Below are 24,473 nucleotides of genomic sequence, written 5' to 3' on the forward strand. Positions count from 1 at the left end.
CCGTACACCCCGGGAGCAGTGCATGCGGGACGTCGCCCTCGCTCCAGCCGTCACCCCGCCGCTCACCGGCGGCCTCGCCGACAGCCTCTTCGACACGGCGGACCGGAGTCCGACGCTGCCACTCCTCGCGCGCCGCGCGGACCCCGCCACCGGGTGGGAGGAGGTGACGGCCGTCGAGGTGCGCGACGAGGTGATCGACCTGGCCAAGGGGCTGATCGCCACCGGGATCTCGCCCGGTCACCGGGTGGCCCTGATGGCGCGTACCCGCTACGAGTGGACGGTGTTCAGCCACGCGCTGTGGGCCGTGGGCGCCGAGGTCGTGCCGATCCATCCGGCCTCCTCGCGCGACCAGGTCGAATGGATCCTGCGGGACGCCGGCTGCGTGGCCGTGGTCGTCGAGGACGAGCAGGGCGTGATGACCGTCGGCACCGTGTGCACCAGGCTGCCGCGGCTGCGGCACGTCTGGCAGCTCGACGCGGGCGCGCCGCGCGAACTCGTCGAGCGGGGCTCCGTGGTGCCGTACACCACCGTGGAGTCGCTGCGCCGGATCGTGCTGCCGGACTCCACGGCGGCCGTCGTCTACACCTCCGGCACCTCGGGCCGTCCCGTGGGGTGCGCGCTGAGCCACCGCGGCCTCGCCTACCCCTGCGACACCCTGCTGGCGGGCTGGGCGCACACCGCCGCGCCGCCGGGCGTGCAGCCCTCCGTCCTGGCCTTCCTGCCGTTCTCCCACGTCTACGGCATGATGATCATGCTGACGTGTGTGCGCGGCGGGGTGCTGATGGCGCACGAGCCGGAGCTGACCGAGGCGGCGCTGGTGTCGGCGCTGACCACGTTCCGGCCGACCTATCTGTACGGCGTGCCGTCGCTGTTCGAGAAGCTGTACAAGAACTTCCTACGGGCCGCGGAACGGGCGGGCCGCGGCGCGCTGTTCGAGCGGGCCGCGCAGACCGCGCGGGACTTCGCCGCGGCCGAGGAACGCCGCAGGCTGGGCACCGGTGCGGGCCCCGGGTTCGACCTCAGGCTGCAACACGCCCTGTACGAACGGACGGTGTACCGCAGACTGCGCGCGGCGCTCGGCGGCCGCGTCCTGCGCGGCACCTCCGGCGGTTCCTCGCTCAACCGCGAACTGTCCCTGTTCTACGAGGGCATCGGCGTGTACGTCCACGACGGGTACGGGCTGACCGAGTCCTCCGGCGGGATCACCATGCAGCCGCTCGGCCGTGAGAAGTCCGGGACCGTGGGCCGGCCGCTGCCGGGCACCGAGGTCCAGGTGGCCGACGACGGGGAGATCCTGGTGCGCGGGCCGTCGGTGTTCCAGGGCTACGTCAGCGACGAGGCGGCGACGCGGGCGGCGCTGCGCGGCGGCTGGCTCGCCACCGGGGACATCGGGCGGCTGGACTCCGAGGGCTACCTGACGATCACCGGGCGCAAGAAGGACATCATCGTCACCAGCGGCGGCAAGAGCGTCGCCCCGGCCCCGCTGGAGCAGCGGCTGCGGATGCATCCACTGGTCCACCAGGCGGTGGTGATCGGCGACGACCGGCCCTGCGTCGGCGCCCTCATCACCTTGGATCCGGAGTTCCTCGGACACTGGCGGGCGGCGCTGGCCCTGCAGGGCGACCTCCCGGGCCGGGAGAGCCGGGAGGAGAACGCGCTGCGCGAGGAGATCGCGCGGGCCGTGGCCTCGGCCAACAACACCGTGTCCCGTGCGGAGTCCATCAGGGTCTACCGGGTCCTTCCGGAACCGTTCGCCCCGGACAACGGGCTGCTCACACCGTCCCTGAAGCTGCGCCGGGACGCCATCGTGCGGCACTATGCCGCCGAGATCGAGGCGATGTACGAGGCGCGTTCCCAGGCCCGGCGGGGAGCGCGGGAACCGGCCGACTGGGACGAGCCGGACGATGTCTTCCGCTGAGCGGGTGCCGTACGAAGCGATGTCCCGAGCCGGACGGATAGCCTGCCGGGCTGTGGGAACCCGCCACGCAGAAAGAGATCAGCAACGACGACCGTCCGTGGCCGGAGGGGCCGGGAACCCCCTCCGCGGCCGGGACCGGGGAATGCGAGATGGCGACGGAGCCGCGTTGGGACGACACACCGCCCTCGGAGGAGAGGTACGAGCGTACGTTCTCCTTCGGGGGTGAGCTGCGCAACGTCACGGAGGCGCGGCTCGCCGCGGAGGATTTCCTGTGCGCCCTGGCCAGGGACGCGCCGCCGGGGACGCACGAGTACTGGGACGACATCCTGCTGGTCGTGACCGAACTGGCCGCCAATGTCATCCAGTACGCGCCCGGGCCGTTCGACCTGCGCATGCGCCGCACGTTCGACGGCGTGCACGTGACGATGCGCGACACGAGCACGACCAAACCGGAGCCGCGGCCCTTCCATCCGCGGACGGGCGGTGGCGGGATCGGCTGGCATCTGGTGCACACGCTGTGCACCCAGGTCAGCGTGGTCGTCCACGACGGTGGCAAGGACATCCACGTGTTCCTGCCCTGGTGACGGCACGCGGATCGGGCAGGCCCGGCACGTGTGCGACGTGTATCTGTGCGACAACCGGTTAGTCCGGCCGGAGCGGGGGCATGCTGGTGCCCACGCGTTCGTCTGCCTGCCGCACCCGGCTGGCGGAACGGCTCGGGCCACGGTGGGATCGACGTTGGCGCACAGCGATCCAGGGCATGCGAACGGCGTCGAGTGGAACCGCCCGGAGCCGCAGAAAGGGATGAACACCGTGACACGACCCAGGATCCTGGTGGTTGGCGCAGGCTTCGCCGGAGTCGAGTGCGTCCGCCGCCTGGAGCGGAAACTCGCCCCCGACGAGGCCGACGTCACCCTGGTGACGCCGTTCGCCTACCAGCTCTACCTACCCTTGCTCCCCCAGGTCGCCTCCGGCGTGCTCACGCCGCAGTCGATCGCCGTGTCGCTGCGCCGCAGCAGGAAGTACCGCACCCGCATCATCCCGGGCGGCGCGATCGGGGTGGACCTCAAGGCCAAGGTGTGCGTCGTCCGCACCATCACCGACAAGATCGTCAACGAGCCCTACGACTACATCGTGCTGGCACCGGGCAGCGTGACCCGCACCTTCGACATCCCGGGACTGACCGAGCACGCCTTCGGGATGAAGACGCTCGCCGAGGCCGCGTACATCCGCGACCACGTCATCTCGCAGCTCGACCTCGCCGACGCCAGCGACGACCCGGCCGAGCGGGCCGCGCGGCTGCAGTTCGTGGTCGTCGGCGGCGGATACGCCGGCACCGAGACCGCGGCCTGCCTGCAACGGCTCACGCACGCCGCCGTACAGCGCTATCCGCGCCTGGACCCGGGCCTGATCAAGTGGCACCTGATCGACATCGCGCCCAAGCTGATGCCCGAGCTGGGCGACAAGCTCGGCCGCAGCGCACAGGAGATCCTCAGGCGGCGGGGCGTCGAGGTCTCGCTGGGCGTGTCGATCGACAAGGCCGGGCCGGAGGAGGTCACCTTCACCGACGGACGGGTGGTGCCGACGCACACCCTGATCTGGACGGCGGGCGTGGTCGCCAGCCCGCTGATCGCCACGCTGGGCGCGGAGACGGTCCGCGGCCGGCTGGCCGTCACCGCGGAGATGTGCCTGCCGGGCCACGACGGCGTCTTCGCGCTCGGGGACGCGGCCGCCGTGCCCGACGTGGCCAAGGAGCAGGAGGGCGCGGTCTGCCCGCCCACCGCGCAGCACGCCATGCGCCAGGGCAGGAAGGTCGCCGACAACGTCATCGCGACCCTGCGCAACCAGCCGATGCAGCCGTACGTGCACAAGGACCTGGGGCTCGTCGTCGACCTCGGCGGCAAGGACGCCGTGTCCAAGCCGCTGGGCATCGAGCTGCGCGGGGTGCCCGCCCAGGCGGTGGCCCGCGGTTACCACTGGTCGGCGCTGCGCACCAACGTCGCCAAGACCCGCGTGATGACCAACTGGCTGCTGAACGCGGTCGCCGGAGACGACTTCGTCCGCACCGGCTTCCAGGCCCGCAAGCCCGCCCGCTTGAAGGACTTCGAGTTCACAGACTCGTACCTGACGCCGGAACAGGTCCGGGCCCGGGTGGAGGGCAAGGCCGTCGACAGCCCCTGATGTGACGCGGATCACCAAGGGACCGCCGATCATTCTCCACCGGGTCGGCGGTCTTCTCCGGTGATCGCAGAACCTCACACGGACGGGACGAACGGCATGACCGAGAAGACGGTGCAGGGCCCGGCGAGCTACTTCCCCTCGATCGAGAAGAAGTACGGCCGCCCGATCGGCGAGTGGCAGGAGCTGATCCGCTCCTCGCCGCTGACGAAGCACATGGAGCTGGTCGGCTGGCTGAAGTCCGAGCACGGTCTCGGGCACGGGCACGCCAATGCCCTGGTGGCCGCGACCCTGGCCGAAGGGAGGTAACCCCGGCTCTCGTGCGATGCTGGGTCGTAGATCGAATTCCGGCACGGGAGAGAGCACGGCGGCGTGAGGGCAGCGGGACGGTCGGGACGGGTACGGATGTGGGACCGGCTCGCGGCGTCCGACCCCGGGCTGCTCCGGCTCACCGCGGGGCTGCGTACGGTCGCCGCCATCGCCCTCACCCTCGCCGTCCTCGGCATGGCACGGGTCCCGGTGCCCCATCTGGTCGCCGGCGCCCTGACGGCGATGGTCTCCACCTTCGCCATCCGGGAGAAGCAGCGCGGCCGGCAGGCCGTGACCCTCGCCCTCGGCCTGCCGGTGGCACTGGCCTCGGTCTCACTGGGGGCGCTCCTCAACCAGCGCGTCGTCGTCGGGGACGTGTTCTTCGTCGTCCTCATCTTCTGTGCCGTCTACAGCCGCCGGTTCGGCGACCGCGGCACGGCGCTGGGGCTGATCGGCTTCCAGATCTACTTCCTCTCCCTGTTCGTGGGCGCCACCGCCTCGGCGCTGCCCGCGCTGTACGGCGTCATCTGCGTGGCGTTCGCGTGCAGCGCCACCGCTCGCTTCGTGCTGCTGCCGCAGACCCCGGCGGGCACCCTGGACCGGCTGCGGCGCGCCTTCCGCGCCCGGCTCGCCCAGCTGATCGACACCCAGGGCCGACTGCTGGACGCCGGGCCCGACGAGGTGGACAAGGTCCTGGCGGACCTGCGCACCGGCACCGCGCGGCTGCACGAGACGGCGCTGATGATCCAGGGCCGGCTGGAGGACGGCACCTCGGACGCCTCGGTGGCCCGGCTGCTGCAGCGCCGGATCGCGAACGCCGAGATCGCCGCGGAACGGCTCGGTCTGCTGCTCCTCACCGCGCGCAGCGCCGAGCGGACCGACACCCTCACCCTGCATCTGCCGGGCGCCCCGCTGCCCTCGGGGGGCGAGTCACCGGTGCGGGACGCGGCGAGGGACGCGCTGCGCCGGGACCTGCAGGCGCTGCGGCTGCTGGTGCTGCGGCCGGTCGGCGAGGCCTCCGGGACCGCGCTCGCGCACGTCCGCAACCGGCTGCTCGGCTACCGCGAGGAGGAGAACCTGCCCGCGGCCTCCCCGGCGGTGCAGGACGTCTTCCGCGGCCTCGGCGAGAGTGCCCGGGCCGCGCTGGGGCTGCGGCTCGCCCTCGAGGGGCCGCAGGACGAGTCGGACGACAGCCCGGCGACCGCCCGCTCGCGCGAGGAGCTGGACGCGGAGGACGCCGCGATCGAGGTCAGCGAGGAGAGCGGGCCCGAGGAGGCGGAGTCGGCCGGCCTGAAGCGGCCCACCACCCGGGCGGCCGTCCAGGTGGCCGTCGGCTCGTCCCTGGCGATCGCCGGTGGTGAGCTGCTGTCCAGCCAGCGCTGGTACTGGGCGGTGCTGACCTGCTGGATCGTGTTCATCAACACCGCTTCCACCGGCGAGATCCTGGTGAAGGGCTACCGGCGGCTGGTCGGCACGATGCTCGGTGTGGTGGCCGGCATCGGACTCGCGGGCCTGGTCGGGCACGACACCTGGACGGCGTTCGGGCTGGTGCTGGTGTTCGTCTTCGCCATGTTCTACACGGCGCCGCTGTCGTACACGCTGATGTCGTTCTTCGTCACGGCCGCGCTCGGACTGCTGTACACGCTGCTGAACACCTACAGCACGGCGGTGCTGGTGCTTCGGGTGGAGGAGACGGCGCTGGGCGCGGCCTGCGGGGTGATCGCGGCGGCGCTGGTGCTGCCGATCCACACCGACCGCCGTACCAACGAGCTCCTGGTGCAGGTCCTGGACCGGCTCGCCGCCGTCACCCGGGCCGCCGTCGACCAGCTGAGCGGCGGGGCCGGGGCGGACCTGGTGGAGCAGGCGCGCGACCTGGACCAGGCGCTGGCCGACCTGCGCGGGGCCACCCAGCCGCTGACCCATCCGATCACGCCGCTGCGCTCCCGCCGGGACACCGCCCGGTACGTGGTGGCGCTCCTGGAGACCTGTGCGTACCACGCGCGGTCGCTCGCGGCGACGGCCGAACTGCTGCCGACGCACCCGGCGATCGCGGCGGACCCCAGGCTGCGCGGGGCGTGCGGCCGGATCGTGCACAACATCGAGGCGATCGCCGCGCACGTCACCGATCCGCGGTCCCCGGCCGGGATGGAGACCGGCCCCAGCATCGCCTCGATGCTGGAGCCGGGAACCCTGCGCACCCCGCGCTACGGGCGCGTGACCGACCGAGTGCTGCGCCATCTGCAGCGCCTGGACGAAGCGGTCTCCGGTCTGGCCCGGCCGCTGGGTGTCCCCAGCGATACGGCGCAGCCGAAGAAGTGACGCTCGGGGCCCTGAGCCTCATTCGGAGCCGGTGCCGCCCCGCCGCCCGCCCAGCGCCTCGTCGCGGACCCGGGCGCAGCTGCGGCTGATCAGCCGGGAGACGTGCATCTGGGAGATGCCGAGCCGGTCCGCGATCCGGCTCTGGGTCATGTCCTCGAAGAAGCGCATGTAGAGGATCGCCCGCTCGCGCTCGGGCAGGCGGCGCAGCCCTTCCTTGGCGGCCTCGCGGTCGACGACGACGTCGTACGAGGCGTCCGACGCGCCGAGGGTGTCGGCGAGGCTGTAGCCGTCCTCACCGCCGGCGGAGAGTTCGGCGTCCAGCGACAGGGTGCTGAAGCTCTCGAGCGCCTCCATGCCCGCGGACACCTCCTCCTCGCTGAGCCCGGTGTGCGCGGCGATGTCGGCGACGGTGGGTTCGGGGCTGCCGGGGTTCTGGGTGAGTTCCCGGCGGGCCACCCGGACCCGGTTGCGCAGCTCCTGCACCCGCCGCGGCACCCGCAGGGCCCACATGCGGTCACGGAAGTGGCGCTTGACCTCGCCGGTGATGGTCGGCACGGCGTAGCTCTCGAAGGCCCCGCGCGACGGGTCGAACCGGTCGATCGCCTTCACCAGCCCGAGCGCGGCCACCTGGCGCAGGTCCTCGACGGACTCGCCGCGGTCGCGGAAGCGGCCGGCGATCCGGTGGGCCATGGGCAGCCAGGCGGTGACGAGTTCGTCGCGTACGGCGTCCCGCTCGGGACCGTCCTCCAGTTCCGCGAGCCGGGCGAACAGCTCCGCGGTGTCGGGGGCGTCGTCATGGCTGCGCCGGGCGGGCGCCGCGGCAGCGGCAGTGGTGGGCGTGCCGGAACGGCTTGTCGACATGTCGGTCAGCATGCGGAATCGCTCCTGAACGTGGTTTCAGGGCACGGCCGGAACACGGGTTCCGGGTACTGGCCCGAACGGTGGTGTCAGGGTTAGCCGCGGGTGCACCGCCCCGGCCCGCCGGTAGGGGGCCATGGCAGCGGTACTCTCCCGCTGGGCGCGCGCCTCCGGTCCGAAGCACGAGATTCCGTCTGCCCCTCGGCCCCGAGGGCAAACGCAGGCGAGCGGAACTTCGGAAACCGCTTCAGCTCAGCGGTACGACGGCCGTGATGCGCTTGCCGCCGCAGGGCAGCTCCGCCACCCTGATGTCCCGCGCCAGCCTGCAGACGATGGGCCAGCCGCGACCGCCCGGCCGGGACCGACCGCGCTCGTCGACGGGTGCGATGGCCACCGGCAGGTCGTCGCTGCCGTCGCTCACCGACACCCGGACGCCGCAGGAGTCCACGTCGACGTCGAAGCCGGTGATCCCGCCACCGTGCAGGATGGCGTTGGTGGCGAGTTCCGAGGTGACCAGCAGGGCGTCCTCCATGGCCTCGGGCGCGCACGGGAGGTGACGAGCCCGGCACCCCTCGGCCACCACCCGCTGGACCGCTCTGCGGGCGTCGGCCGGCCGGCACGGCAGTCGGCGGCATGGTTCCCGCAGGGGCGCGGAGGAGCTGGTCCGGTGCTTGTCGAGCATCCCTTCCTCCCTGTGCGGTGCCCGGATTGACTGGGTCTCTCCCCTTTCGACTGACCCCTTGCCGCGTCGTCAAACACCCTCGGTGCCGGTGTCATCACCGTGGACGGGCCGGGTACCCGCCCGGCATGACCGATGTCGTGGACGCGGATGAGTTGTTGCGGCGGATCCAGCGGGGCAGGGAGCGCGCGGCCGAGGAGGAGCGGGCCTGGCGGGAGCGCGCACAGAGCCTGACGGCGACGGATCCGGATGGCGCGCGGGAGGCGGCGGACCGGGCGCGGGCGTACGAGGCGGTGCTGCGCGTGCTGGACGAGATCGTGAGCCCGGGCAGGCCGCCGACGGTGACGGAAGGAGTGAAACAGGTCACCTGAGCCCGCTTCCGATTCCACACAAGCACCAGAGATGGTTTATCGTTCACCCATACGTGATGCCGGAGCGGACCGGAACCGTCCTTCCTCCCTCCTCGCGTCACCGCGTACGGCCCTGGCTGGTCTCCCCCGTCCAGCCAGGGCTTTTTGCTGCCCCGGAGGCGGCCGTGACGCGGAACGCCATGCTCCTCGAGGTGCTCGGGGCGGCCACAGCGGCTGAAATGGGCTTAAGCACAGCACCCGGACCGCCGTCGGCGAGGAGTCCCGCGCCATGACCAAAGCGATCAAACTGCTCACCGCCCTGCCCCAGGCGCAGCGCGAGCGCCTGATGGAGCTGGCCAAGGAGGTGTCCTTCCCGGAGGACACCCACATCTTCGAGGCGGGCGGCACGGCCGACCGGTTCTGGGTGATCCGCTCGGGCGCGGTCCACCTGGACCAGCAGGTCACCTCTCGGCAGCGGGTGACCGTGGCCACGCTCGGCGCGGGCGACCTGCTCGGCTGGTCCTGGCTCTTCCCGCCGTACGAATGGGACTTCGGCGCGGTGGCCTTCAGCAATGTACGGGCCTACGAGTTCGACGGGCCCTCGGTGCTCGCGTTGTGCGTGGAGGACCCTCTGCTCGGACTCTCCCTGGTCCGGACGGTGGCCGAGATCCTGGCCAGCCGTCTGGAGGCGACCCGCGGCAAGCTGATGGAGCAGTACTCGATCCGGCGGCGCAGCGGCCCGCTGTGAGGAGTCAGATCCGGTAGCGGCGCAGCGCCGGGACCGCGCAGGCCAGGGTCAGCATCACCACGACGACCAGGGCGCCGCCGCCTGCCACGGCGGCCCGCGCGCCCAAGGCCGAGCCGACGGTGCCGTGCAGCACGTCGGCCAGGCGCGGGCCGCCCGCGACGACGACCGTAAACACGCCCTGCATCCGGCCGCGCATCTCGTCGGTCGCGGCCGACAGCAGGATCGCCCCCCGGAACACCATCGAGACCATGTCCGCGACACCGGCCGCGGCGAGGAAGGCCGTCGCGATCCAGAGGTTGCCGCTCAGCCCGAACCCGGCGATGGCCACGCCCCAGCCGACGACGGCCCCGATGACCATCCACCCGTGCCGGCGGGCCCGCGAGAACACGCCGGAGAACAGGCCGCCGAGCACCGCGCCGACCGGGATGCCGGCGAACAGCACACCGAGCGCGAGGCCTTCGCCGTAGGAGCCGTACGTCTGGGCGGCGAGCTGCGGGAACAGGGCGCGGGGCATGCCGAGCACCATGGCGACGATGTCGGCGAGGAAGGACAGCAGCAGCACCTTGTGCCGGGATATGTAGCGGAAGCCGGCTGCGATCTCGCGTATCCCGGCCCGGCGGGCCGCGGCGCCGCCGAGCGGCGGCAGCGCGGGCAGCCGGAAGACGGCCCACACGGTCGCGCACAGCGCCAGGGCGTCGATGAGGTACAGCTCGGGCAGTCCGATGACGGGGATGAGCGCCCCGGCGAGGAGCGGGCCCGCCACCAGACCTGTCTGCGTCACCGTGGAGCCGAGCGCGTTGGCGGCGGCCAGTTGCCCGGCCGGGACCAGGCGGGCGATGGAGGCGTTGCGCGCCGGGGAGTTGAGGCCGAAGAACGCCTGCTGGACGGCGAGCAGCACCATCAGGGCGACGACCGAGTCGAGGCCGGTGACCGCCTGCGCCCAGAACAGCAGCGAGGTCACCGCGATACCGCTGTTGGTGATCAGCAGCAGCTTGCGGCGGTCCACGGTGTCGGCGACCGCCCCGCCCCACAGCGCGAACGCCACCATGGGCACGAGTCCGGCGAGGCTCGCGTAGCCGACCCAGGCCGACGAGTGCGTGATGTCGTAGATCTGCTTGGGCACGGCGACGGCGGTGAGCTGGCTGCCGACGGCGGTGACGATCGTCGACGACCACAGGCGCCGGTAGGCGGGGATGCGCAGGGGCCGGGTGTCCATCGCCCAGCGGCGCCAGCCGCGCCGGGGCGGGGCCTCGGCCGCCGGCGCGTCGGTGTCGGTCTGGGTGCTGCTGCTCTCGCTCGTGTCCACGGATGTCCTGGTTGCTCGTTACATCTTTTCTCTTCGCGAGCCTAACTGTCCCAGCGATCCCTGTCTGAACCGAGCGGGTTGTCACAGGATGCCGGTGGTCTCAGGATGCCGGTTGTCTCAGGATCCGGCGACGAGCGTGGCGCCCAGCACCAGCATGGTCAGGGCGACCAGACCGTCCAGGACCCGCCAGGCGCCGGGCCGGGCCAGGAACCGGCCGAGCAGCCGGGCGCCGAAGCCGAGCGCGGCGAACCAGCACAGGCTGGCGAGCGCGGCGCCGAGCCCGAAGGTCCAGCGCAGCGGGCCCCGGTCGGCGGCGAGGGAACCGAGCAGGAACACGGTGTCCAGGTAGACGTGCGGGTTGAGCCAGGTCATCGCCAGGCAGGTGAGCACCGCCCGCCTGCGCGAACCGGAGGCCTCCCCCTCCGCGCGCAGCCCGGTGCCCGGCTTCAGGACACGGCGGGCGGCGAGGGCGCCGTAGCAGAGGAGGAAGGCACCGCCGACGATCCCGACCGCCCTGAGCGCGCCCGGCCAGGCCACCACGACCGCCCCGACCCCGCCCACGCCGAGCGCGATGAGCAGCGCGTCGGACAGGGCGCAGATGCCGACCACGGCGAGGACGGCGTCCCGGCGCACCCCCTGCCGCAGGACGAAGGCGTTCTGGGCTCCGATGGCGACGATCAGGGAGAGGCCGGTGCCGAATCCGGCGACCGCGGCGGTCAGGGCGTGGCTCATGCGGTCGACGCTAAGCAGTGACGTGACCCAAGTACAGCTAAAGATTTTTACGTACCCTTAGCACTCGTGATGACCGAGCTACCCCTGGAGCAGGTGCGGACGCTGCTCGCCGTGGTCGACGAGGGCACCTTCGACGCGGCGGCCGCGGCCCTGCATGTGACGCCGTCGGCGGTCAGCCAGCGGGTCAAGGCCCTCGAGCAGCGCACCGGCCGGGTGCTGTTGCAGCGCACCAAACCGGTGCGGCCCACGGAGTCCGGCGCGGTGCTGGTGCGGTTCGCCCGGCAGCTCGCCCGGCTGGAGCGGGACGCGTGGGGCGAGCTGGGGCTGAGCGGCGCCGGGGAGCCGACGCGGGTGTCGGTGGCGGTGAACGCCGACTCGCTGGCGACCTGGTTCCTGCCGGCCCTGACCCGGGTGGCGGGGCTCTGCTTCGAGCTGCACCGGGAGGACGAGGACCACACGGCGGCCCTGCTGCGCAAGGGGCTCGTGATGGCGGCGGTGACCTCCTCGGCCGACCCGGTGCCCGGCTGCACGGTCCGGCCGCTCGGCCGGATGCGCTATCTGCCCGTCGCCGCACCGGAGTTCACCCGGACCCACCTGGACGGGCAGACCCTGACGGAGGCGCTCCCCCGGGCCCCGGTCGTCGTCTTCGACCGCAAGGACGACTTCCAGGACGGCTTCGCCCGCCGGCTGGGCCACGGGTCCGCCGGCCCGCTGCGGCACTACGTGCCCACCTCGGAGGGTTTCGTGGACGCGGTCGCCGCGGGGCTCGGCTGGGGCATGGTCCCGGAGGCCCAGGCCCGCCCGCTGCTCGACGAGGGACGGCTGACCCTGCTCGCCCCCGGGAAGTGGGCGGACGTCACGCTGTACTGGCAGCAGTGGAAGCTCGACTCCCCCGCCCTCGCGGCACTGGCCGACGCGGTGACGGCGACAGCGACACAGGCACTGCGGCGCTGACATCGGCCCCCGCACGGCACAGCGGACCCTGCGCACGGCACAGCGAACCCACAACACAGGGAATCGGGCCGCCCGCACGGCACAGCGAACCCTCAACACAGGGAATCGGGCCGCCCGCACGCCACATCGGCTCCTCCACACAGGACTTCAGGCCCCGCACGACACAGCGGACCCTCCACACCGGACATCAGGCCCCCGCACAACACAGCGGACCCTCCACACGGGACATCAGGCCCCGCACAACGCAGCGGACCCTCCACACGGGCTCCTTGGGAGCGTCGGGGCGATGCCGTGGTGCCGCGGTGGCGGGGCGGTCGGCGCACGATCTGTTCGGCGTGCCCCCAACTCCCCGTGTCCGGTGCCCGGTCGGCACGGGCGGCCGCCCTCTTGGAGCCATCGCGTCCCGTTTCGCGGCCCGTTGACCGTGTAGGGCTCCCCGCGTAGCCGCCCATGGCACGAGGTCCGGATCGGGGCCGTCGTCCGATCCCGTGCGGATCGTGTCGTTTCACACCGTCCTGACCGGTCACCCGAACCCGGAGCACGCATTCGACAGGACACGGACGACTTCGATCCCACTCCAGGAGACTTCGATGGACAACTGGCGCGACCATGCCGCGTGCCGTCACGAGGACCCCGATCTGTTCTTCCCCATCGGCACCACAGGACCCGCTCAGGTACAGGCCCAGCAGGCGAAGGCGGTGTGCGGGCACTGCCCCGTCCGGGAGCAGTGCCTCGACTGGGCGCTGGACACCGGCCAGAGCATCGGCATCTGGGGCGGGACGACCGAGCTGGAACGCCGCGCGCTGCGGCGCCGCGCGCGCTCCCGGCCGCGTTCCGGCTGACCCGGCGGCGGAAGGGGGCTCAGCGGCCACCGCGCCGCAGGGTCCCCCACTCCCGCTCCTGCCGGGCCACCTCCGTCCTCGCCGCGTCGATCACGCCGTCGGCGATCCAGCACAACGGCTCGACGTCGGCCACCAGCGGCTCGTTGTCGGGGCCCCGGCCCGTCTCCCGGCCCGTGAGGACCCAGGGGCGCACGCCGGGGCCCTTGTCGTGCGGCAGATGCGCGTAGTCGTACAGACGGCGCGCCACCCACAGCTCACGGGACCGGTCCTCCCACCAGTCCTCGACGTCGAGCGGGTTGGCCGACAGGCCCGGCATGGGCACGCCGGTGAGTTCGTCGATGCTGGACACGCGGTCGAGGTCGGTGCCCGGTCCCTTGGACCAGCGCACGTACAGGCCCTGGTGCCGTTCCACCAGACGGGCCATCTCGGCGAGCGTGGACACGACCGGCAGGTCCTCCGCTGTGCTCATGGCATGACCTCCCTCGACGATGTTGCGCGACCGGAGTACCCCCGGCGCGCGCCGGGAATCGGACCAGGTGGCCGACGGTCTCAGGGCTCCTCGCGCGGTTGCCGACCGGCCGGCAGCCGCAGGGTGAAGACCGCGCCCTCGCCGGGCTCGCTCGCGGCCTCGGCCGTACCGCCGTGGGCCGCGACCAGGTGGCGCACGATCGGCAGGCCGAGGCCGCTGCCGCCGGTGCGGCGGCTGCGGGACTTCTCCGCGCGCCAGAACCGGTCGAACACGTGGGGCAGGTCCTCGGGCGCGATACCGGAACCGGTGTCGGTGACGGTGAGCACCACGTCGTCACGGTCACGGCGGGCCGCGAGCGTGACGGTGCCCTCGGCAGGGGTGTGCCGCAGCGCGTTGGAGACCAGGTTCCCGAGGACCTGCCGCATCCGCACCGGATCCGCGTCCAGCCAGGCGGCGGGGTCGGCCGTGATGCCGAGGGCGACCCCGGCGGCGTCGGCGGCGACGCGATGGGCCGCGGCGACCTGCTCGAGCAGGTCGCCGGCCCGCAGCGGCTCGCGGTGCAGGCGCAGCGTGCCGGCGTCCACGGCCGCGAGATCCTGCAGGTCGTCGATGATGCGCTGGAGGACGAGCGCCTCCTCGTGCAGGGAGTCCAGCAGCGCCGGGTCGGGGTCGACGACGCCGTCCCGTACGACCTCCAGCCAGCCGCGGATGTTGGTCAGCGGGCTGCGCAGCTCGTGCGCGATGTCGCTGACCATCGCCTTGCGCTGGGCCTCCAGGCGCTCGCGGCGCTCGGTCAGGTCGTTGAAGGCCTCCGCGAGGATGCCGGTCTCGTCCCGGGTGGTGACCGGCACCCGGACGTGCAGTTCGGGCGGGGCCCCGGCGGCCTCGGTCAGCGCGCGCAGCGGCCGGACCAGCCGGATGGCGACGACGGCGGTCACGGCGACGGTGACGGCGAGGACCAGACCGGCCGTGCCGACCACCTTGGCCTTGTTGGCCGGGGACATGTTGAAGCGGGAGGGGTTCTGGTCGCCGATGCCGAGGAACAGCTCGGCCGCAGGGGCGACGTACGGCTCGAGCTGGGTGCGGCGGGCGCCGAGGACACACCGGGCCGTCCGCGCGGTCGCGTCCTTGCCCAGCTTGGCGTACTTCGCGACCAGGTAGCCGCCACCGAAGGGATCCTTCCCGGTGGGGTCGATGGTGAGGAACATCGGTCTGCCGAGGTCCACGCCCGCGTGCTCCAGGCAGGGGCGGGTCATCTGGGAAAGGTCGTCCAGGGCCTTCTGCTCCGTCGGAGTGGGGGTGTTCAGCTGCCCGTCCGCACACTGTTCCGCGGCGTAGGAGGTGTCCGCGCCCTCCGGCCCGCTGAGCACGGGGCGTCCGCTCGGGATGCGGACGACCGTGGTCTCGATGCCGAACCGCTCGTAGCACTGCTTGCGCTTGGCGGCCAGCGCGTCCAGCTTGACGCGCTCCTGGGCCGTGACCCGGTACGGGCCCACCGCCCGGGGGTCGATACCGCTGAGCTGCGCCCCGCTCTCGGTGTAGGTGTCGGTGCGCAGCGGGTCGACGGAGGCGGCCGGCCGGGGCGGCAGCGGGGTGCCGCGCGGCGCGGAGTCGGCGATCGGGCCTCGGTCGACGGTGGTGAGCGCGATGCGCCGCCCGGTCCGGGCGGCCAGGTCACGGACGGTCCGCTGGACGCCCGCCCAGTCGGGATGGGTGGCGGCGTACCCGCTGAGCTGGGCGAGGATGCTGTTGTCGGCGGCCAGGTCCTGGCCCTGCTCCTCCTTCAGCGCGCTGGTGGTGGTGGTCACCGCGAGCCAGGCGGTGGCCGCCACCGAGCAGACGGCGATCAGCGCGGAGACGGACAGCAGACGGACGAGGAGCCGTTTGCGCAGCGGTATCCGGCGCTTCACGGCCGCGCGCCGCTCAGCTTGTAGCCGACGCCGAACACGGTCAGCAGCCGTACCGGACGGCGCGGGTCGGTCTCGATCTTGCGGCGCAGGTTCATGATGTGCACGTCGACGGCCCGCTCGGTGGAGGCCCGGTCGAAGCCGCGGGTGCACTGCAGCAGCTGCCGCCGGGTGAACACCCGGTCCGGCTCCCCGGCCATGGCCAGCAGGATCTGGAACTCGGCCGGTGTGCACTCCACCGGCACGCCGTCGCGGCGCACCTCGTGCCGTACCGGATCGACGCTGATCCCGGCGGCCGTCACGACGGGGTCGTCGTCCCGGGCGCCGACACCCCGTCCGCTGCGCCTGAGGACCGTGCGGATACGGGCCATCAGCTCGCGCGGGCTGTAGGGCTTGGTCATGTAGTCGTCGGCGCCCAGTTCGAGGCCGAGCAGCACGTCGTCCTCGGCGGAGCGTGCGGTGAGCATCACCACGGGGATGTCCGGGTCATCGCCGCGGCGCAGCACCCGGCACACCCCGAAGCCGTCAACGACCGGGAGCATCAGGTCGAGGACGACGAGGTCGGGCCGCAGCCGGCGGGCCACGTCGAGCGCGGCCGCGCCGTCGTGCACCACCGTGGCGGTGTGTCCCTCGGCCAGCAGGGAGCGGCGGATCAGTTCGGCCTGCTTCTCGTCGTCCTCGGCGACCAGTACATGTGCGCACACGAGGTCGGATCCTAGGCCGGTCAGCCGGCGAGCCAGTCGGCGTACCCCATGACGACGACCGGGTGCCGGTCCGGATCGAGGGTGCGCAGGAGGTCCTTCATATGGGCTTTGGCGACGCTGACGCAGCCGTGCGTGGGTCCGCCGTGGTCGACGTGCAGCCAGATTCCGCCGCCCCGGCTCAGGCCGAGCGGCCGGGTCCAGTCGAGGGGCGAGGTGCCGGGCTTGCGGTTGTAGTCGATGGCGACGACGTAGTCGAAGGCCCCCTCGAGCGGTTCGCCCGCGAAGCCGGTGCCGGGCGAGTGGAAGCCGCCGGAGCGGCGGTACGGGAGCTTGCTGCCGGGGTCCGGGAGCAGCCCTCCGGCGTCGGAGAGGGTGTACACGCCGACCGGGGAGCGCAAGTCACCGGACATGTGGTGGGCGCTCCAGCCGTGCAGCGCGTTGTGGGCGGGCCAGGCGGGGCCCGGCTGCCAGCCGGTGGCGGTGCGCTCGTGCAGGACGACCGTGCAGAGCGGGGAGTTCCTTCCCCGCCCGGTGACGACGACGGCCTGCTCGCAGCGGTCCGGTATCGCCGCCGACCGCTTCGGGCCCAGGCCGGGTATGCCCTGCGGCGCCTGCTCCGCCTGGATCTCGGGGGTGGGAGTGGCGGCGGGCTCCGGGCGGCGGGCCGGTGTCTGTCGCTCGGTCGCCTCGGCTCCGCCGCCGCAGCCGGTGAGCAGCAGCGGGGAGGCGAGGAGCGCGACCGCGGTTCTGCGTTGGATCATGGGTCGACCTTGGCCGACAGTTGTTTGGAACCGGTCAGGGTTCAGGCGCGGTTCGGCTTGCCCTTCGTGTACAGCCAGGTGCTGAACAGGCCGCCCAGCCGCTTCCCCGACGTCTGCTCGGCCAGCCGCACGAACTGTGCCGTCGTCCCGTGCCCGCCGCGGTGCCCGTCCGCCCAGGCGCGCAGGATCCGGAAGAAGTCCTCGTCGCCGACGGCCTTGCGCAGCTCGTGCAGGGTCATGGCGCCGCGCGCGTAGACGGGCGTGCCGAAGATCTTCCCGCCGCTGCCCGGGTCGCCGGGCGGGTAGGCCCACAACGCGTCGCTCGCGGGGCGGGCGTAGAGCGCGTCGAAGGTCTTCTGGGCACGGTCGCCGCCGTGCTGCTCGGCGTAGAGCCACTCGGCATAGGTGGCGAAGCCCTCGTTGAGCCAGATGTCCTTCCAGGCGGTGAGCGAGACGGAGTCACCGAACCACTGGTGGGCGTTCTCGTGCACGAGGGTGCTCAGGTCCGGCGCGGAGTCGTAGACCGGCCGGGTCTGGGTCTCCAGGGCGTAGCCGACGTTCGGGGCGTGGTCGACGATCGAGCCGGCTGCCCGGAACGGGTACGGCCCGAACAGCCTGCTCTCCCAGGCGAGGACGGAGGGCAGCTTCTTCAGCACCGGTGCGGCCGCCCGCGCCTCCCGCGGGTCGACGGCGTTGTAGACCTGGATGCCGTCGCGGGTGGTGTACCGCTCCACGTCGAACGTGCCGATGGTGGCGGTGGCCAGATAGGCGGCCATGGGCTGGGTCTCGCGCCAGCGGTAGGTGGTGCGCCCGTGCGCGGTGTGCTGTCCGAGCAGCACGCCGTTGGCGACGGCGGTGCACCCCTTCGGCACGGTGAGGGTGAAGTCGTACGACGACTTGTCCTGGGGGTGGCTGTTCGCCGGGAACCAGGTCATCGCGCCCTGCGGCTCGCCCGCGACGAACGCGCCGTCGTCGGTGGGGATCCAGCCGTCCGCCGAGCCGTCGGGGTCGGTGACCGGCTTCGGGGTGCCGTGGTAGGCGACGGTGACGCGGAACTGCTGCCCTGCGCGCAGGGCGTGGCGCGGGGTGACGACGAGTTCCTGGCCGGCGCGCCGGAAGGCCGCGGTGGTGCGGTCGACGGTGACCGAGGTGACCTTCAGGCCCGTGAGGTCGAGGTCGAAACGGGTGAGCCGCTGGGTGGCGCGGGCGGTGAGGACGGCCTTCCCGTCGAGGTGGCGCGCGGCGGTGTCGTAACGGAGGGTCAGGTCGTAGTGGCCGACGTGATAGCCGCCGTTGCCGCTGAGCGGGAAGTAGGGGTCGCCGGCGCCGGACGCGCCGGTGGTACCCGCGGCCGCGGGTCCCGCGGCGGCGAGGAGTGCCGCCACGGCGACGGGCACGGTGGCGAGCACCGCCTCGCGGCCGAGGACGGCGGTACGGCGTCGCGCGGGCTGTCTGCGGGGTGGCGTCACAGGCGCTCCTGAGGGGCTGGCTGGTGATCGACTGGCCGACAGACTAGGGGCGGCGAGGGCCTGGACTCACCCTTGTTCAGGTCAAGTCACGCCGCGTCGCCGCCCGGTGGGCCGGGCAGGTCGCAGTAGGCTCGCAGGACCGTCCGCGACCCGAGAGGGGCCCGACCGTGAGCGTGCGCGTGCGCCGGATCTACGAACCGCCTGAGCCCGACGACGGCCTGCGCGTCCTGGTGGACCGGCTGTGGCCGCGCGGCCTCGCCAAGGACGCGGCGCACGTGGACGAGTGGCCCAAGGACCTCACGCCGTCGACCGAGCTGCGCACGTGGTATCACGGCGGCGAGGGCTCCTACGAGGAGTTCCGCCGCCGCTACGAGGCCGAACTCGACGCTCCTGAGGCCGCCGAACTACTCGACGGCCTCAGGAAGTCGGCCCGCAAGGGCCGCGTGACGCTGCTGACGGCGTCCAAGGCGCCGGACGAGAGCCACGCTCAGGTGCTTGCCGAGCTGCTGAAAGGCTGAGTTCTGCCGGACGGCCGGCTCGGCCCGCCTGTCGCACGCCGCTCACGGGCCTGGGCTCGGCCCGCCTGTCGCGCACCGCTCAGGAGCGCCCGAGGCCAGCCCGCCAGGCGCACACCGTTCACGGGCCCGAGGTCAGCCCACCTGGCGGGCCACGTGCCGGCCGGCGGCTCGTCCGGAGAACAGGCAGCCGCCGAGGAAGGTGCCCTCCAGGGCGTTGTAGCCGTGGACCCCGCCCCCGCCGAAGCCGGCCACCTCGCCGGCCGCGTACAGCCCGTCGATCGGCGCGCCGTCCGTGCCGAGGGCGCGGGAGTCGAGGTCGGTCTGGATGCCGCCGAGCATCTTGCGGGTCAGCACGTGCAGCCGCACGCCGATCAGCGGGCCTGCCGCCGGGTCCAGGAGGCGGTGCGGAGTGGCCACCCGGGCGAGGCGGTCGCCGATGTAGCGGCGGGCGTTGCGGATGCCCTGGATCTGGGAGTCCTTGCTGTAGGGGTTGGTGATCTGCAGGTCGCGGGCCTCGATCTGGCGGCGCACCTCGGCCGCGTCGAGCAGCGGGGTGCCGGTCAGGCCGTTCATCTTGCGGACCAGTTGCTCCAGGGTGTTCGCGGTGACGAAGTCCGCGCCCTTGTCGAGGAAGGCCCGCACCGGTGCGGGGGCGCCCTTGACGAACAGCCGGTCGCGCAGCACGGCCTTGCGGTCCTTGGCGGTGATGTCGGGATTCTGCTCGGAGCCGGAGAGCGCGAACTCCTTCTCGATGATCTTTCGGGTGAGGATGAACCAGGAGTGGTCGTACCCGGCGATGTCCTCGGTGGTGCGCAGGTACGTAAGCGTGTTCAGGGTGTCGTAGCCGGGCAGGCAGGGGTCGGGCAGGCGGCGGCCGAGCGCGTCGAGCCAGACGGAGGACGGGCCGGGCACGACGCGGATGCCGTGGCCGGGCCAGATGGGGTTCCAGTTCTGCAGGCCCTCGGTGTAGTGCCACATGCGGTCGCGGTTGACCAGCCGTACGCCGGCCTCGGCACTGATGTCGAGCATCCGGCCGTCGACGTAGGCGGGGACGCCGGTGACCATCTGGGCGGGGGGCGTGCCGAGCCGCTCGGGCCAGTAGCGGCGGACGATGTCGTGGTCGGCGCCGATGCCGCCGGTCGTGACGATCACGGCCTGGGCGGTGAGTTCGAAGTCGCCGACGCGGTCGCGGCTGGAGGCGACGCCGCGCGGGGAGTCGTCCGGGGCGAGGACGGTGCCGCGCACCCCGCGTGCCGTGCCGTCCTCGACGACCAGCTCGTCCACCCGGTGGCGGTGGTGGAAGGTCAGCAGTCCGTCCCGGGCGGCCTGCCGGGCGTACCGGACGAAGGGTTCGACGACTCCGTTGCCGGTGCCCCAGGCGATGTGGAAGCGGGGTACGGAGTTGCCGTGCCCGTCCGCCCGCAGGTCACCGCGCTCGGCCCAGCCGACGGTCGGCAGCAGCTCGATGCCGTGCCCCTGGAGCCAGGACCGCTTCTCGCCGGCCGCGAACTCGACGTAGGCCCGGGCCCAGCGCACCGCCCAGGCGTCCTCGTCCGCTTGCCGGTCGAACTGGGCGCTGCCACGCCAGTCGTTCCACGCGAGGGCCAAGGAGTCCTTGATGCCGAGGCGGCGCTGCTCCGGGGAGTCGACGAGGAACAGCCCGCCGAAGGACCAGTACGCCTGGCCGCCGAGATTGGCGGCGTTCTCCTGGTCGACCAGGGCCACCCGGCGGCCCCGGCTGGTGACTTCGTGCGCCGCCACCAGGCCGGCGAGGCCCGCTCCGACGACGATGACGTCCGCGTCCATGGCGACTGTGTCCTTCCTGACGGTGGTCATGGCTGAGCTGTGCCGGTGCTCATACGTGGGTCCGGCTGCCGTCCGCGAGCAGCGCGGTGAGCAGCTGCTTGAGCCAGGCCCGGGCGGCCTCGACGTCCTTGTCCAGCAGCAGCTGGGTGGTGACCCCGTCGTACGCGGCGACCACGGCGTGGGCGGCGCCGTCGACGTCACCGAGCACGGCGGGCAGTTCGGTGTGGCCCCGGGCCCGGAGGAGCCGGTCGGCGATGGCCTCGCGGAGGCGGCCACGGTGGTCGAGGAGGGCCCGGGCGACGGCCGGGTCACGGGCCGCGTGCACCAGGAAGTCGGTCTTCACCAGCAGCCAGTCCACGTCGAGCAGCAGCACCTCGGTGACCCGGTCCACCGAGGCCGGCACGTCGAGGCGGGGCCCGTCCTGGGCGAGGGCGTCGGCCACCTGGGAGGCGATGAGATCGGCGCGTTCCTGGTAGAGCGCGAAGAACAGCTCGTCCAGGGTGGCGAAGTTCGAGTAGAAGGCGCCCCGGCTGTAGCCGGCGGCCTCGCAGACCTCCTCGATGGAGACCCGCCCGAAGCCCTTGGCCGCGAACACCTCGAAGGCGGCGTCGAGCAGCCTGGCCCGGGTGCGGACCCGGCGCCGGGTGACGCGCCTGGGTGTCTCGTCCATCGGCACCGACCTCCCGTTCGATACGCGAATGTATCCGATACACCGGTGTATCGAAAGAGGAGGAATGGACTCGACCTCGCCCCGCCATGGGAACGCATTTTCGATTAAAGGGAGTAGGCTGGGCTCATGGCCACGCACCTCCAGGGCTCCCTGTTCGACCAGACCGACGAGCTGCGGCTCGGCCCCCTGGACGCGCTGCGCCGGACCGAGCTGGGCTCCGGCGCCTGGATCGACGTCCTGCCGGGCTGGCTGAGCGGCGCCGACGCGCTGTTCGAGAAGCTCGCCGCGGAGGTCCCGTGGCGGGCGGAGCGCCGGAAGATGTACGACAACGTGGTGGCCGTACCCCGCCTGCTCGCCTTCTACCAGGCGCAGGACCCCCTGCCCGACCCGGTGCTGGACGAAGCCCGGACGGCTCTGTCCCGGCACTACGCCGAGGAGCTGGGCGAGCCGTTCACCACCGCCGGGCTGTGCTTCTACCGCGACGGCCGGGACAGCGTGGCCTGGCACGGGGACCGGATCGGGCGCGGCGCACGCGAGGACACCATGGTCGCGATCCTCTCCGTCGGCGCACCCCGCGACCTGCTGCTGCGCCCGGCCGGCGGGGGCGGCACGACGGTCCGGCGACCGCTCGGCCACGGCGACCTCATCGTGATGGGCGGCTCCTGCCAGCGCACCTGGGAACACTGCGTCCCCAAGACCACCCGTGCCACGGGCCCCCGCGTCAGCATCCAGTTCCGCCCGCACGGGGTGCACTGACGCGTCCCTCCTGCACGAGGGACCGCGGCATCTGGTTGGCTGTCTTCCGACGATCAGCCGACGAGGGGCCCGGGGAGATCATGACCGCGGACGTACACCAAGTCGCCGAGGGCACCTATCTGGTGCACGGCCACCACACCAACTGGGTCATCCTCAAGGACGGTGACGCCGTCACGCTGGTGGACACCGGATACCCCGGGGACCGGCAGGGGCTGCTGGAGTCCCTCGCGGCGGTGGGCAGTTCGCCCGAGGCGGTCGCCGCCGTGCTGATCACGCACGCGCACAACGACCACCTGGGCTCCGCCGAGTACCTGCGCACCACGTACGGCACCCCCGTCCATCTGCACCCGGCCGAGGTACCGCATGCCCGCCGGGAGTTCCTCCAGCAGGCCACCATCGCCGATGTGGTGCGCAACGCCTGGCGGCCGGGGGTGCTGCCCTGGGCGGTGCACGTGATCCGGGTGGGCGGCACCGAGAACCATCCGGTGACCGCACCCGAGCCGTTCCCGGGCGAGGGCCCGCTCGACCTGCCGGGCCGGCCGGTCCCCGTGCACACTCCCGGTCACACGGACGGCCACTGCGTCTTCCACCTGCCCGGGTCGGGGATCGTGATCTCCGGTGACGCCCTGGTCAGCGGGCACCCGACCGCACGGATCAAGGGCCCGCAACTGCTGCTCGACTTCTTCCACCACGAGCGCGCCCGGGCCCTGGCCTCCCTGGAGCTGATCGGCGCCCTCGACGGCGACACCCTGCTCCCCGGACACGGGCCGGTCCACCGGGGGCCGGTGCGCGCGGCCGCCGAACTGGCCCGGGAACGGGCCTCCTGACACACACCCGCGGGGACTTAAGGTTCCTGCCATGGCCCTGCAGATCAACGCCACGAACCCGGAGCATCCCGCGCTCCTGCTCGCCCTGCCCTGGGAGGTGCCCCTGGAGGAGTGGCCCGAGGAGTACCTCGTGCCGCTCCCCCGCGGCATCTCCCGGCACGTGGTCCGCTACGCGCACGCCGGCGACGAGGTGATAGCCGTCAAGGAGCTGGCCGAACGGCCCGCGCTGCGCGAGTACGAGCTGCTGCGCGACCTGGACCGGCTCGGCATCCCCGCCGTCGACCCCCTCGCCGTGGTCACCGGTCGCACCGACGGTTCGGGCGCCCCGCTGGAGCCGGTGCTGATCACCCGGCACCTGCGCGGCTCGATGCCGTACCGGTCGATGTTCGAGACGACCATGCGCCCGGAGACCATGCACCGGCTGATGGACGCGCTCGCCGTGCTGCTGGTCAGGCTGCACCTGGCCGGGTTCGCCTGGGGCGACTGCTCGCTGTCCAACACCCTCTTCCGGCGGGACGCCGGCGCCTACGCCGCCTACCTGGTCGACGCCGAGACCGGCGACCTGCATCCCCGGCTGAGTCCCGGACAGCGGGAGTACGACCTCGATCTGGCCCGCGTGAACATCAGCGGCGAGCTGCTGGACCTGGAGGCGTCGGGCGCGCTGCACCCGTCCGTCGACCCGGTCGAGTTCGGCCACGAGATCTGCACCCGCTACACCGGCCTGTGGCAGGAGCTGACCCGCACCTCGGTGTACCCGGCGGGCAAGTACCACTACATCGAGCGCCGGATCCGCCGTCTGAACGACATGGGCTTCGACGTGGCCGAGATGCAGATCGAGCACTCCTCCAACGGCGACACGGTCACCTTCGTGCCGAAGGTCGTCGACGCCGGCCACCACCAGCGGCAGCTGCTGCGGCTGACCGGCCTGGACACCGAGGAGAACCAGGCGCGGCGGCTGCTGAACGACCTGGAGAGCTGGATGGCCACCCAGGACGACTACGCCCCGGGCGACCCCCTCGCCGCCCGCCCCGAGGTGCTGGCCCACCGCTGGGTGCGGGACGTGTTCCGGCCCACCGTCCGCGCGGTCCCGCTCGAGATGCGCGGCTCGATGGACCCCGCCGAGATCTACCACGAGCTGCTCGAACACCGCTGGTACCTGTCCGAGCGCGCCCAGCACGACATAGGGCTCGACACCGCCGTCGAGGACTACATCGAGAACGTGCTGCCGAAGGCCCGTGCCACGCTGGAGCCGACGACCCCCGAGGACTAGGGCCTGTCTGCCCATTCGCGTCGTTGCCCGGAGGGCGGCCGCGCGGCGTCAGGTGCGTGCTCTCGCCGTGCCGGCCCCAGGCCCTCGTACGGGAACGTACTCGGGTCTGGGGACCGTGCGGCA

General features: G+C 72.6%; 24 protein-coding genes. 13 read left to right on the top strand and 11 right to left on the bottom strand.

The features are described 5' to 3' along the window. The first annotated feature begins 22 nt into the window (after nucleotides 1-22). The 5 genes from ACGFRF_RS00840 to ACGFRF_RS00860 all read left to right on the top strand — a co-directional run bounded on the left by ACGFRF_RS00840 (nucleotide 23) and on the right by ACGFRF_RS00860 (nucleotide 6,724). Complete coding sequence (locus ACGFRF_RS00840) at nucleotides 23-1,918, top strand: AMP-dependent synthetase/ligase (RefSeq protein WP_393735810.1); 1,896 nt, start codon at nucleotides 23-25, stop codon at nucleotides 1,916-1,918. Nucleotides 1,919-2,067: 149 nt separating this feature from the next. Then, the gene (locus tag ACGFRF_RS00845; RefSeq protein WP_393735812.1) at nucleotides 2,068-2,502 is read left to right on the top strand and encodes an ATP-binding protein; all 435 of its coding nucleotides are present in this window, start codon (nucleotides 2,068-2,070) and stop codon (nucleotides 2,500-2,502) included. Nucleotides 2,503-2,722: 220 nt separating this feature from the next. Next, nucleotides 2,723-4,099 carry an NAD(P)/FAD-dependent oxidoreductase gene (locus ACGFRF_RS00850; RefSeq protein ID WP_393735814.1) on the top strand — a complete coding sequence of 459 codons (1,377 nt, stop codon included), beginning with the start codon at nucleotides 2,723-2,725 and terminating at the stop codon, nucleotides 4,097-4,099. 96 nt (nucleotides 4,100-4,195) lie between these two features. Beyond that, on the top strand, nucleotides 4,196-4,405 hold the full coding sequence (locus ACGFRF_RS00855) for a DUF4287 domain-containing protein (protein WP_393735816.1): 210 nt from the start codon (nucleotides 4,196-4,198) through the stop codon (nucleotides 4,403-4,405). Nucleotides 4,406-4,501: 96 nt separating this feature from the next. Beyond that, nucleotides 4,502-6,724, top strand: coding sequence for an FUSC family protein (locus ACGFRF_RS00860; protein WP_393735818.1), 2,223 nt, complete (start codon nucleotides 4,502-4,504; stop codon nucleotides 6,722-6,724). 18 nt (nucleotides 6,725-6,742) lie between these two features. Here the strand turns inward: ACGFRF_RS00860 and ACGFRF_RS00865 are convergent, their stop codons facing one another. After that, on the bottom strand, nucleotides 6,743-7,597 hold the full coding sequence (locus ACGFRF_RS00865) for an RNA polymerase sigma factor SigF (RefSeq protein WP_393735820.1): 855 nt from the start codon (nucleotides 7,595-7,597) through the stop codon (nucleotides 6,743-6,745). A 232-nt stretch (nucleotides 7,598-7,829) separates the two neighbouring features. Further along, nucleotides 7,830-8,264 carry an ATP-binding protein gene (locus tag ACGFRF_RS00870; protein ID WP_393735822.1) on the bottom strand — a complete coding sequence of 145 codons (435 nt, stop codon included), beginning with the start codon at nucleotides 8,262-8,264 and terminating at the stop codon, nucleotides 7,830-7,832. A 125-nt stretch (nucleotides 8,265-8,389) separates the two neighbouring features. Here ACGFRF_RS00870 and ACGFRF_RS00875 point away from each other — a divergent pair, with 125 nt between their 5' ends. Both ACGFRF_RS00875 and ACGFRF_RS00880 read left to right on the top strand, forming a co-directional pair. Next, complete coding sequence (locus ACGFRF_RS00875) at nucleotides 8,390-8,632, top strand: hypothetical protein (protein ID WP_393735824.1); 243 nt, start codon at nucleotides 8,390-8,392, stop codon at nucleotides 8,630-8,632. 268 nt (nucleotides 8,633-8,900) lie between these two features. Further along, nucleotides 8,901-9,359, top strand: coding sequence for a cyclic nucleotide-binding domain-containing protein (locus ACGFRF_RS00880; protein WP_393735826.1), 459 nt, complete (start codon nucleotides 8,901-8,903; stop codon nucleotides 9,357-9,359). A 4-nt stretch (nucleotides 9,360-9,363) separates the two neighbouring features. Here the strand turns inward: ACGFRF_RS00880 and ACGFRF_RS00885 are convergent, their stop codons facing one another. Both ACGFRF_RS00885 and ACGFRF_RS00890 read right to left on the bottom strand, forming a co-directional pair. Beyond that, nucleotides 9,364-10,665: an MFS transporter gene (locus ACGFRF_RS00885; RefSeq protein ID WP_393735828.1), complete on the bottom strand. Its 1,302-nt coding sequence runs from the start codon at nucleotides 10,663-10,665 to the stop codon at nucleotides 9,364-9,366. 117 nt (nucleotides 10,666-10,782) lie between these two features. Next, entirely contained in the window at nucleotides 10,783-11,397 is a 615-nt protein-coding gene (locus ACGFRF_RS00890) for a LysE/ArgO family amino acid transporter (protein WP_393735830.1), read from the bottom strand. A gap of 66 nt (nucleotides 11,398-11,463) precedes the next feature. Here ACGFRF_RS00890 and ACGFRF_RS00895 point away from each other — a divergent pair, with 66 nt between their 5' ends. Continuing rightward, on the top strand, nucleotides 11,464-12,351 hold the full coding sequence (locus ACGFRF_RS00895) for a LysR family transcriptional regulator ArgP (protein WP_393735832.1): 888 nt from the start codon (nucleotides 11,464-11,466) through the stop codon (nucleotides 12,349-12,351). 590 nt (nucleotides 12,352-12,941) lie between these two features. Further along, the gene (locus tag ACGFRF_RS00900; RefSeq protein ID WP_393735834.1) at nucleotides 12,942-13,193 is read left to right on the top strand and encodes a WhiB family transcriptional regulator; all 252 of its coding nucleotides are present in this window, start codon (nucleotides 12,942-12,944) and stop codon (nucleotides 13,191-13,193) included. A gap of 19 nt (nucleotides 13,194-13,212) precedes the next feature. Here ACGFRF_RS00900 and ACGFRF_RS00905 read toward each other — a convergent pair whose 3' ends face one another. The 5 genes from ACGFRF_RS00905 to ACGFRF_RS00925 all read right to left on the bottom strand — a co-directional run bounded on the left by ACGFRF_RS00905 (nucleotide 13,213) and on the right by ACGFRF_RS00925 (nucleotide 18,503). Beyond that, complete coding sequence (locus ACGFRF_RS00905) at nucleotides 13,213-13,662, bottom strand: DUF6098 family protein (protein WP_393735836.1); 450 nt, start codon at nucleotides 13,660-13,662, stop codon at nucleotides 13,213-13,215. Nucleotides 13,663-13,742: 80 nt separating this feature from the next. After that, nucleotides 13,743-15,572: a sensor histidine kinase gene (locus tag ACGFRF_RS00910; RefSeq protein WP_393735838.1), complete on the bottom strand. Its 1,830-nt coding sequence runs from the start codon at nucleotides 15,570-15,572 to the stop codon at nucleotides 13,743-13,745. Continuing rightward, the gene (locus ACGFRF_RS00915; RefSeq protein ID WP_393735840.1) at nucleotides 15,569-16,273 is read right to left on the bottom strand and encodes a response regulator; all 705 of its coding nucleotides are present in this window, start codon (nucleotides 16,271-16,273) and stop codon (nucleotides 15,569-15,571) included. The genes ACGFRF_RS00910 and ACGFRF_RS00915 overlap by 4 nt, the downstream gene beginning before the upstream one ends. 20 nt (nucleotides 16,274-16,293) lie before the next feature. Further along, on the bottom strand, nucleotides 16,294-17,034 hold the full coding sequence (locus ACGFRF_RS00920) for a L,D-transpeptidase family protein (RefSeq protein ID WP_393735842.1): 741 nt from the start codon (nucleotides 17,032-17,034) through the stop codon (nucleotides 16,294-16,296). Nucleotides 17,035-17,075: 41 nt separating this feature from the next. Next, nucleotides 17,076-18,503 carry a M1 family metallopeptidase gene (locus tag ACGFRF_RS00925; RefSeq protein WP_393735844.1) on the bottom strand — a complete coding sequence of 476 codons (1,428 nt, stop codon included), beginning with the start codon at nucleotides 18,501-18,503 and terminating at the stop codon, nucleotides 17,076-17,078. 167 nt (nucleotides 18,504-18,670) lie between these two features. Between ACGFRF_RS00925 and ACGFRF_RS00930 the strand changes: the two genes are divergently transcribed. Further along, nucleotides 18,671-19,021: a DUF488 domain-containing protein gene (locus ACGFRF_RS00930; RefSeq protein ID WP_393735846.1), complete on the top strand. Its 351-nt coding sequence runs from the start codon at nucleotides 18,671-18,673 to the stop codon at nucleotides 19,019-19,021. A gap of 132 nt (nucleotides 19,022-19,153) precedes the next feature. On the opposite strand, the gene ACGFRF_RS00935 is transcribed toward ACGFRF_RS00930, so the two are convergent. Further along, nucleotides 19,154-20,827 (bottom strand): FAD-binding dehydrogenase, encoded by a 1,674-nt coding sequence (locus ACGFRF_RS00935; protein ID WP_393737082.1) that lies wholly within the window; start codon nucleotides 20,825-20,827, stop codon nucleotides 19,154-19,156. Between the two features lie 49 nt (nucleotides 20,828-20,876). Beyond that, nucleotides 20,877-21,497, bottom strand: a complete 621-nt coding sequence (locus ACGFRF_RS00940; protein WP_393735848.1) for a TetR/AcrR family transcriptional regulator — start codon at nucleotides 21,495-21,497, stop codon at nucleotides 20,877-20,879. A gap of 126 nt (nucleotides 21,498-21,623) precedes the next feature. On the opposite strand from ACGFRF_RS00940, the gene ACGFRF_RS00945 reads away from it, so the two are divergent. The 3 genes from ACGFRF_RS00945 to ACGFRF_RS00955 all read left to right on the top strand — a co-directional run bounded on the left by ACGFRF_RS00945 (nucleotide 21,624) and on the right by ACGFRF_RS00955 (nucleotide 24,350). Further along, nucleotides 21,624-22,253, top strand: a complete 630-nt coding sequence (locus tag ACGFRF_RS00945; protein ID WP_393735850.1) for an alpha-ketoglutarate-dependent dioxygenase AlkB — start codon at nucleotides 21,624-21,626, stop codon at nucleotides 22,251-22,253. Between the two features lie 80 nt (nucleotides 22,254-22,333). Then, a complete protein-coding gene (locus ACGFRF_RS00950) occupies nucleotides 22,334-23,080 on the top strand; it encodes an MBL fold metallo-hydrolase (RefSeq protein WP_393735852.1) in 747 nt (248 codons plus the stop codon). A gap of 31 nt (nucleotides 23,081-23,111) precedes the next feature. Beyond that, the gene (locus tag ACGFRF_RS00955) at nucleotides 23,112-24,350 is read left to right on the top strand and encodes a DUF4032 domain-containing protein (RefSeq protein ID WP_393735854.1); all 1,239 of its coding nucleotides are present in this window, start codon (nucleotides 23,112-23,114) and stop codon (nucleotides 24,348-24,350) included. Nucleotides 24,351-24,473 lie beyond the last annotated feature (123 nt).

Source organism: Streptomyces sp. NPDC048521 (assembly GCF_043199855.1).
In the GTDB taxonomy this organism is placed as follows: domain Bacteria; phylum Actinomycetota; class Actinomycetes; order Streptomycetales; family Streptomycetaceae; genus Streptomyces.

Bases quoted from the DNA above. Each gene is read 5' to 3' on its own strand.
- ACGFRF_RS00840 (WP_393735810.1), top strand. From the start codon at position 23: ATGCGGGACGTCGCCCTCGCTCCAGCCGTCACCCCGCCGCTCACCGGC.
- ACGFRF_RS00845 (WP_393735812.1), top strand. From the start codon at position 2,068: ATGGCGACGGAGCCGCGTTGGGACGACACACCGCCCTCGGAGGAGAGG.
- ACGFRF_RS00850 (WP_393735814.1), top strand. From the start codon at position 2,723: ATGAACACCGTGACACGACCCAGGATCCTGGTGGTTGGCGCAGGCTTC.
- ACGFRF_RS00855 (WP_393735816.1), top strand. From the start codon at position 4,196: ATGACCGAGAAGACGGTGCAGGGCCCGGCGAGCTACTTCCCCTCGATC.
- ACGFRF_RS00860 (WP_393735818.1), top strand. From the start codon at position 4,502: ATGTGGGACCGGCTCGCGGCGTCCGACCCCGGGCTGCTCCGGCTCACC.
- ACGFRF_RS00865 (WP_393735820.1), bottom strand. From the start codon at position 7,597: ATGCTGACCGACATGTCGACAAGCCGTTCCGGCACGCCCACCACTGCC.
- ACGFRF_RS00870 (WP_393735822.1), bottom strand. From the start codon at position 8,264: ATGCTCGACAAGCACCGGACCAGCTCCTCCGCGCCCCTGCGGGAACCA.
- ACGFRF_RS00875 (WP_393735824.1), top strand. From the start codon at position 8,390: ATGACCGATGTCGTGGACGCGGATGAGTTGTTGCGGCGGATCCAGCGG.
- ACGFRF_RS00880 (WP_393735826.1), top strand. From the start codon at position 8,901: ATGACCAAAGCGATCAAACTGCTCACCGCCCTGCCCCAGGCGCAGCGC.
- ACGFRF_RS00890 (WP_393735830.1), bottom strand. From the start codon at position 11,397: ATGAGCCACGCCCTGACCGCCGCGGTCGCCGGATTCGGCACCGGCCTC.
- ACGFRF_RS00900 (WP_393735834.1), top strand. From the start codon at position 12,942: ATGGACAACTGGCGCGACCATGCCGCGTGCCGTCACGAGGACCCCGAT.
- ACGFRF_RS00905 (WP_393735836.1), bottom strand. From the start codon at position 13,662: ATGAGCACAGCGGAGGACCTGCCGGTCGTGTCCACGCTCGCCGAGATG.
- ACGFRF_RS00920 (WP_393735842.1), bottom strand. From the start codon at position 17,034: ATGATCCAACGCAGAACCGCGGTCGCGCTCCTCGCCTCCCCGCTGCTG.
- ACGFRF_RS00935 (WP_393737082.1), bottom strand. From the start codon at position 20,827: ATGGACGCGGACGTCATCGTCGTCGGAGCGGGCCTCGCCGGCCTGGTG.
- ACGFRF_RS00940 (WP_393735848.1), bottom strand. From the start codon at position 21,497: ATGGACGAGACACCCAGGCGCGTCACCCGGCGCCGGGTCCGCACCCGG.
- ACGFRF_RS00945 (WP_393735850.1), top strand. From the start codon at position 21,624: ATGGCCACGCACCTCCAGGGCTCCCTGTTCGACCAGACCGACGAGCTG.
- ACGFRF_RS00950 (WP_393735852.1), top strand. From the start codon at position 22,334: ATGACCGCGGACGTACACCAAGTCGCCGAGGGCACCTATCTGGTGCAC.
- ACGFRF_RS00955 (WP_393735854.1), top strand. From the start codon at position 23,112: ATGGCCCTGCAGATCAACGCCACGAACCCGGAGCATCCCGCGCTCCTG.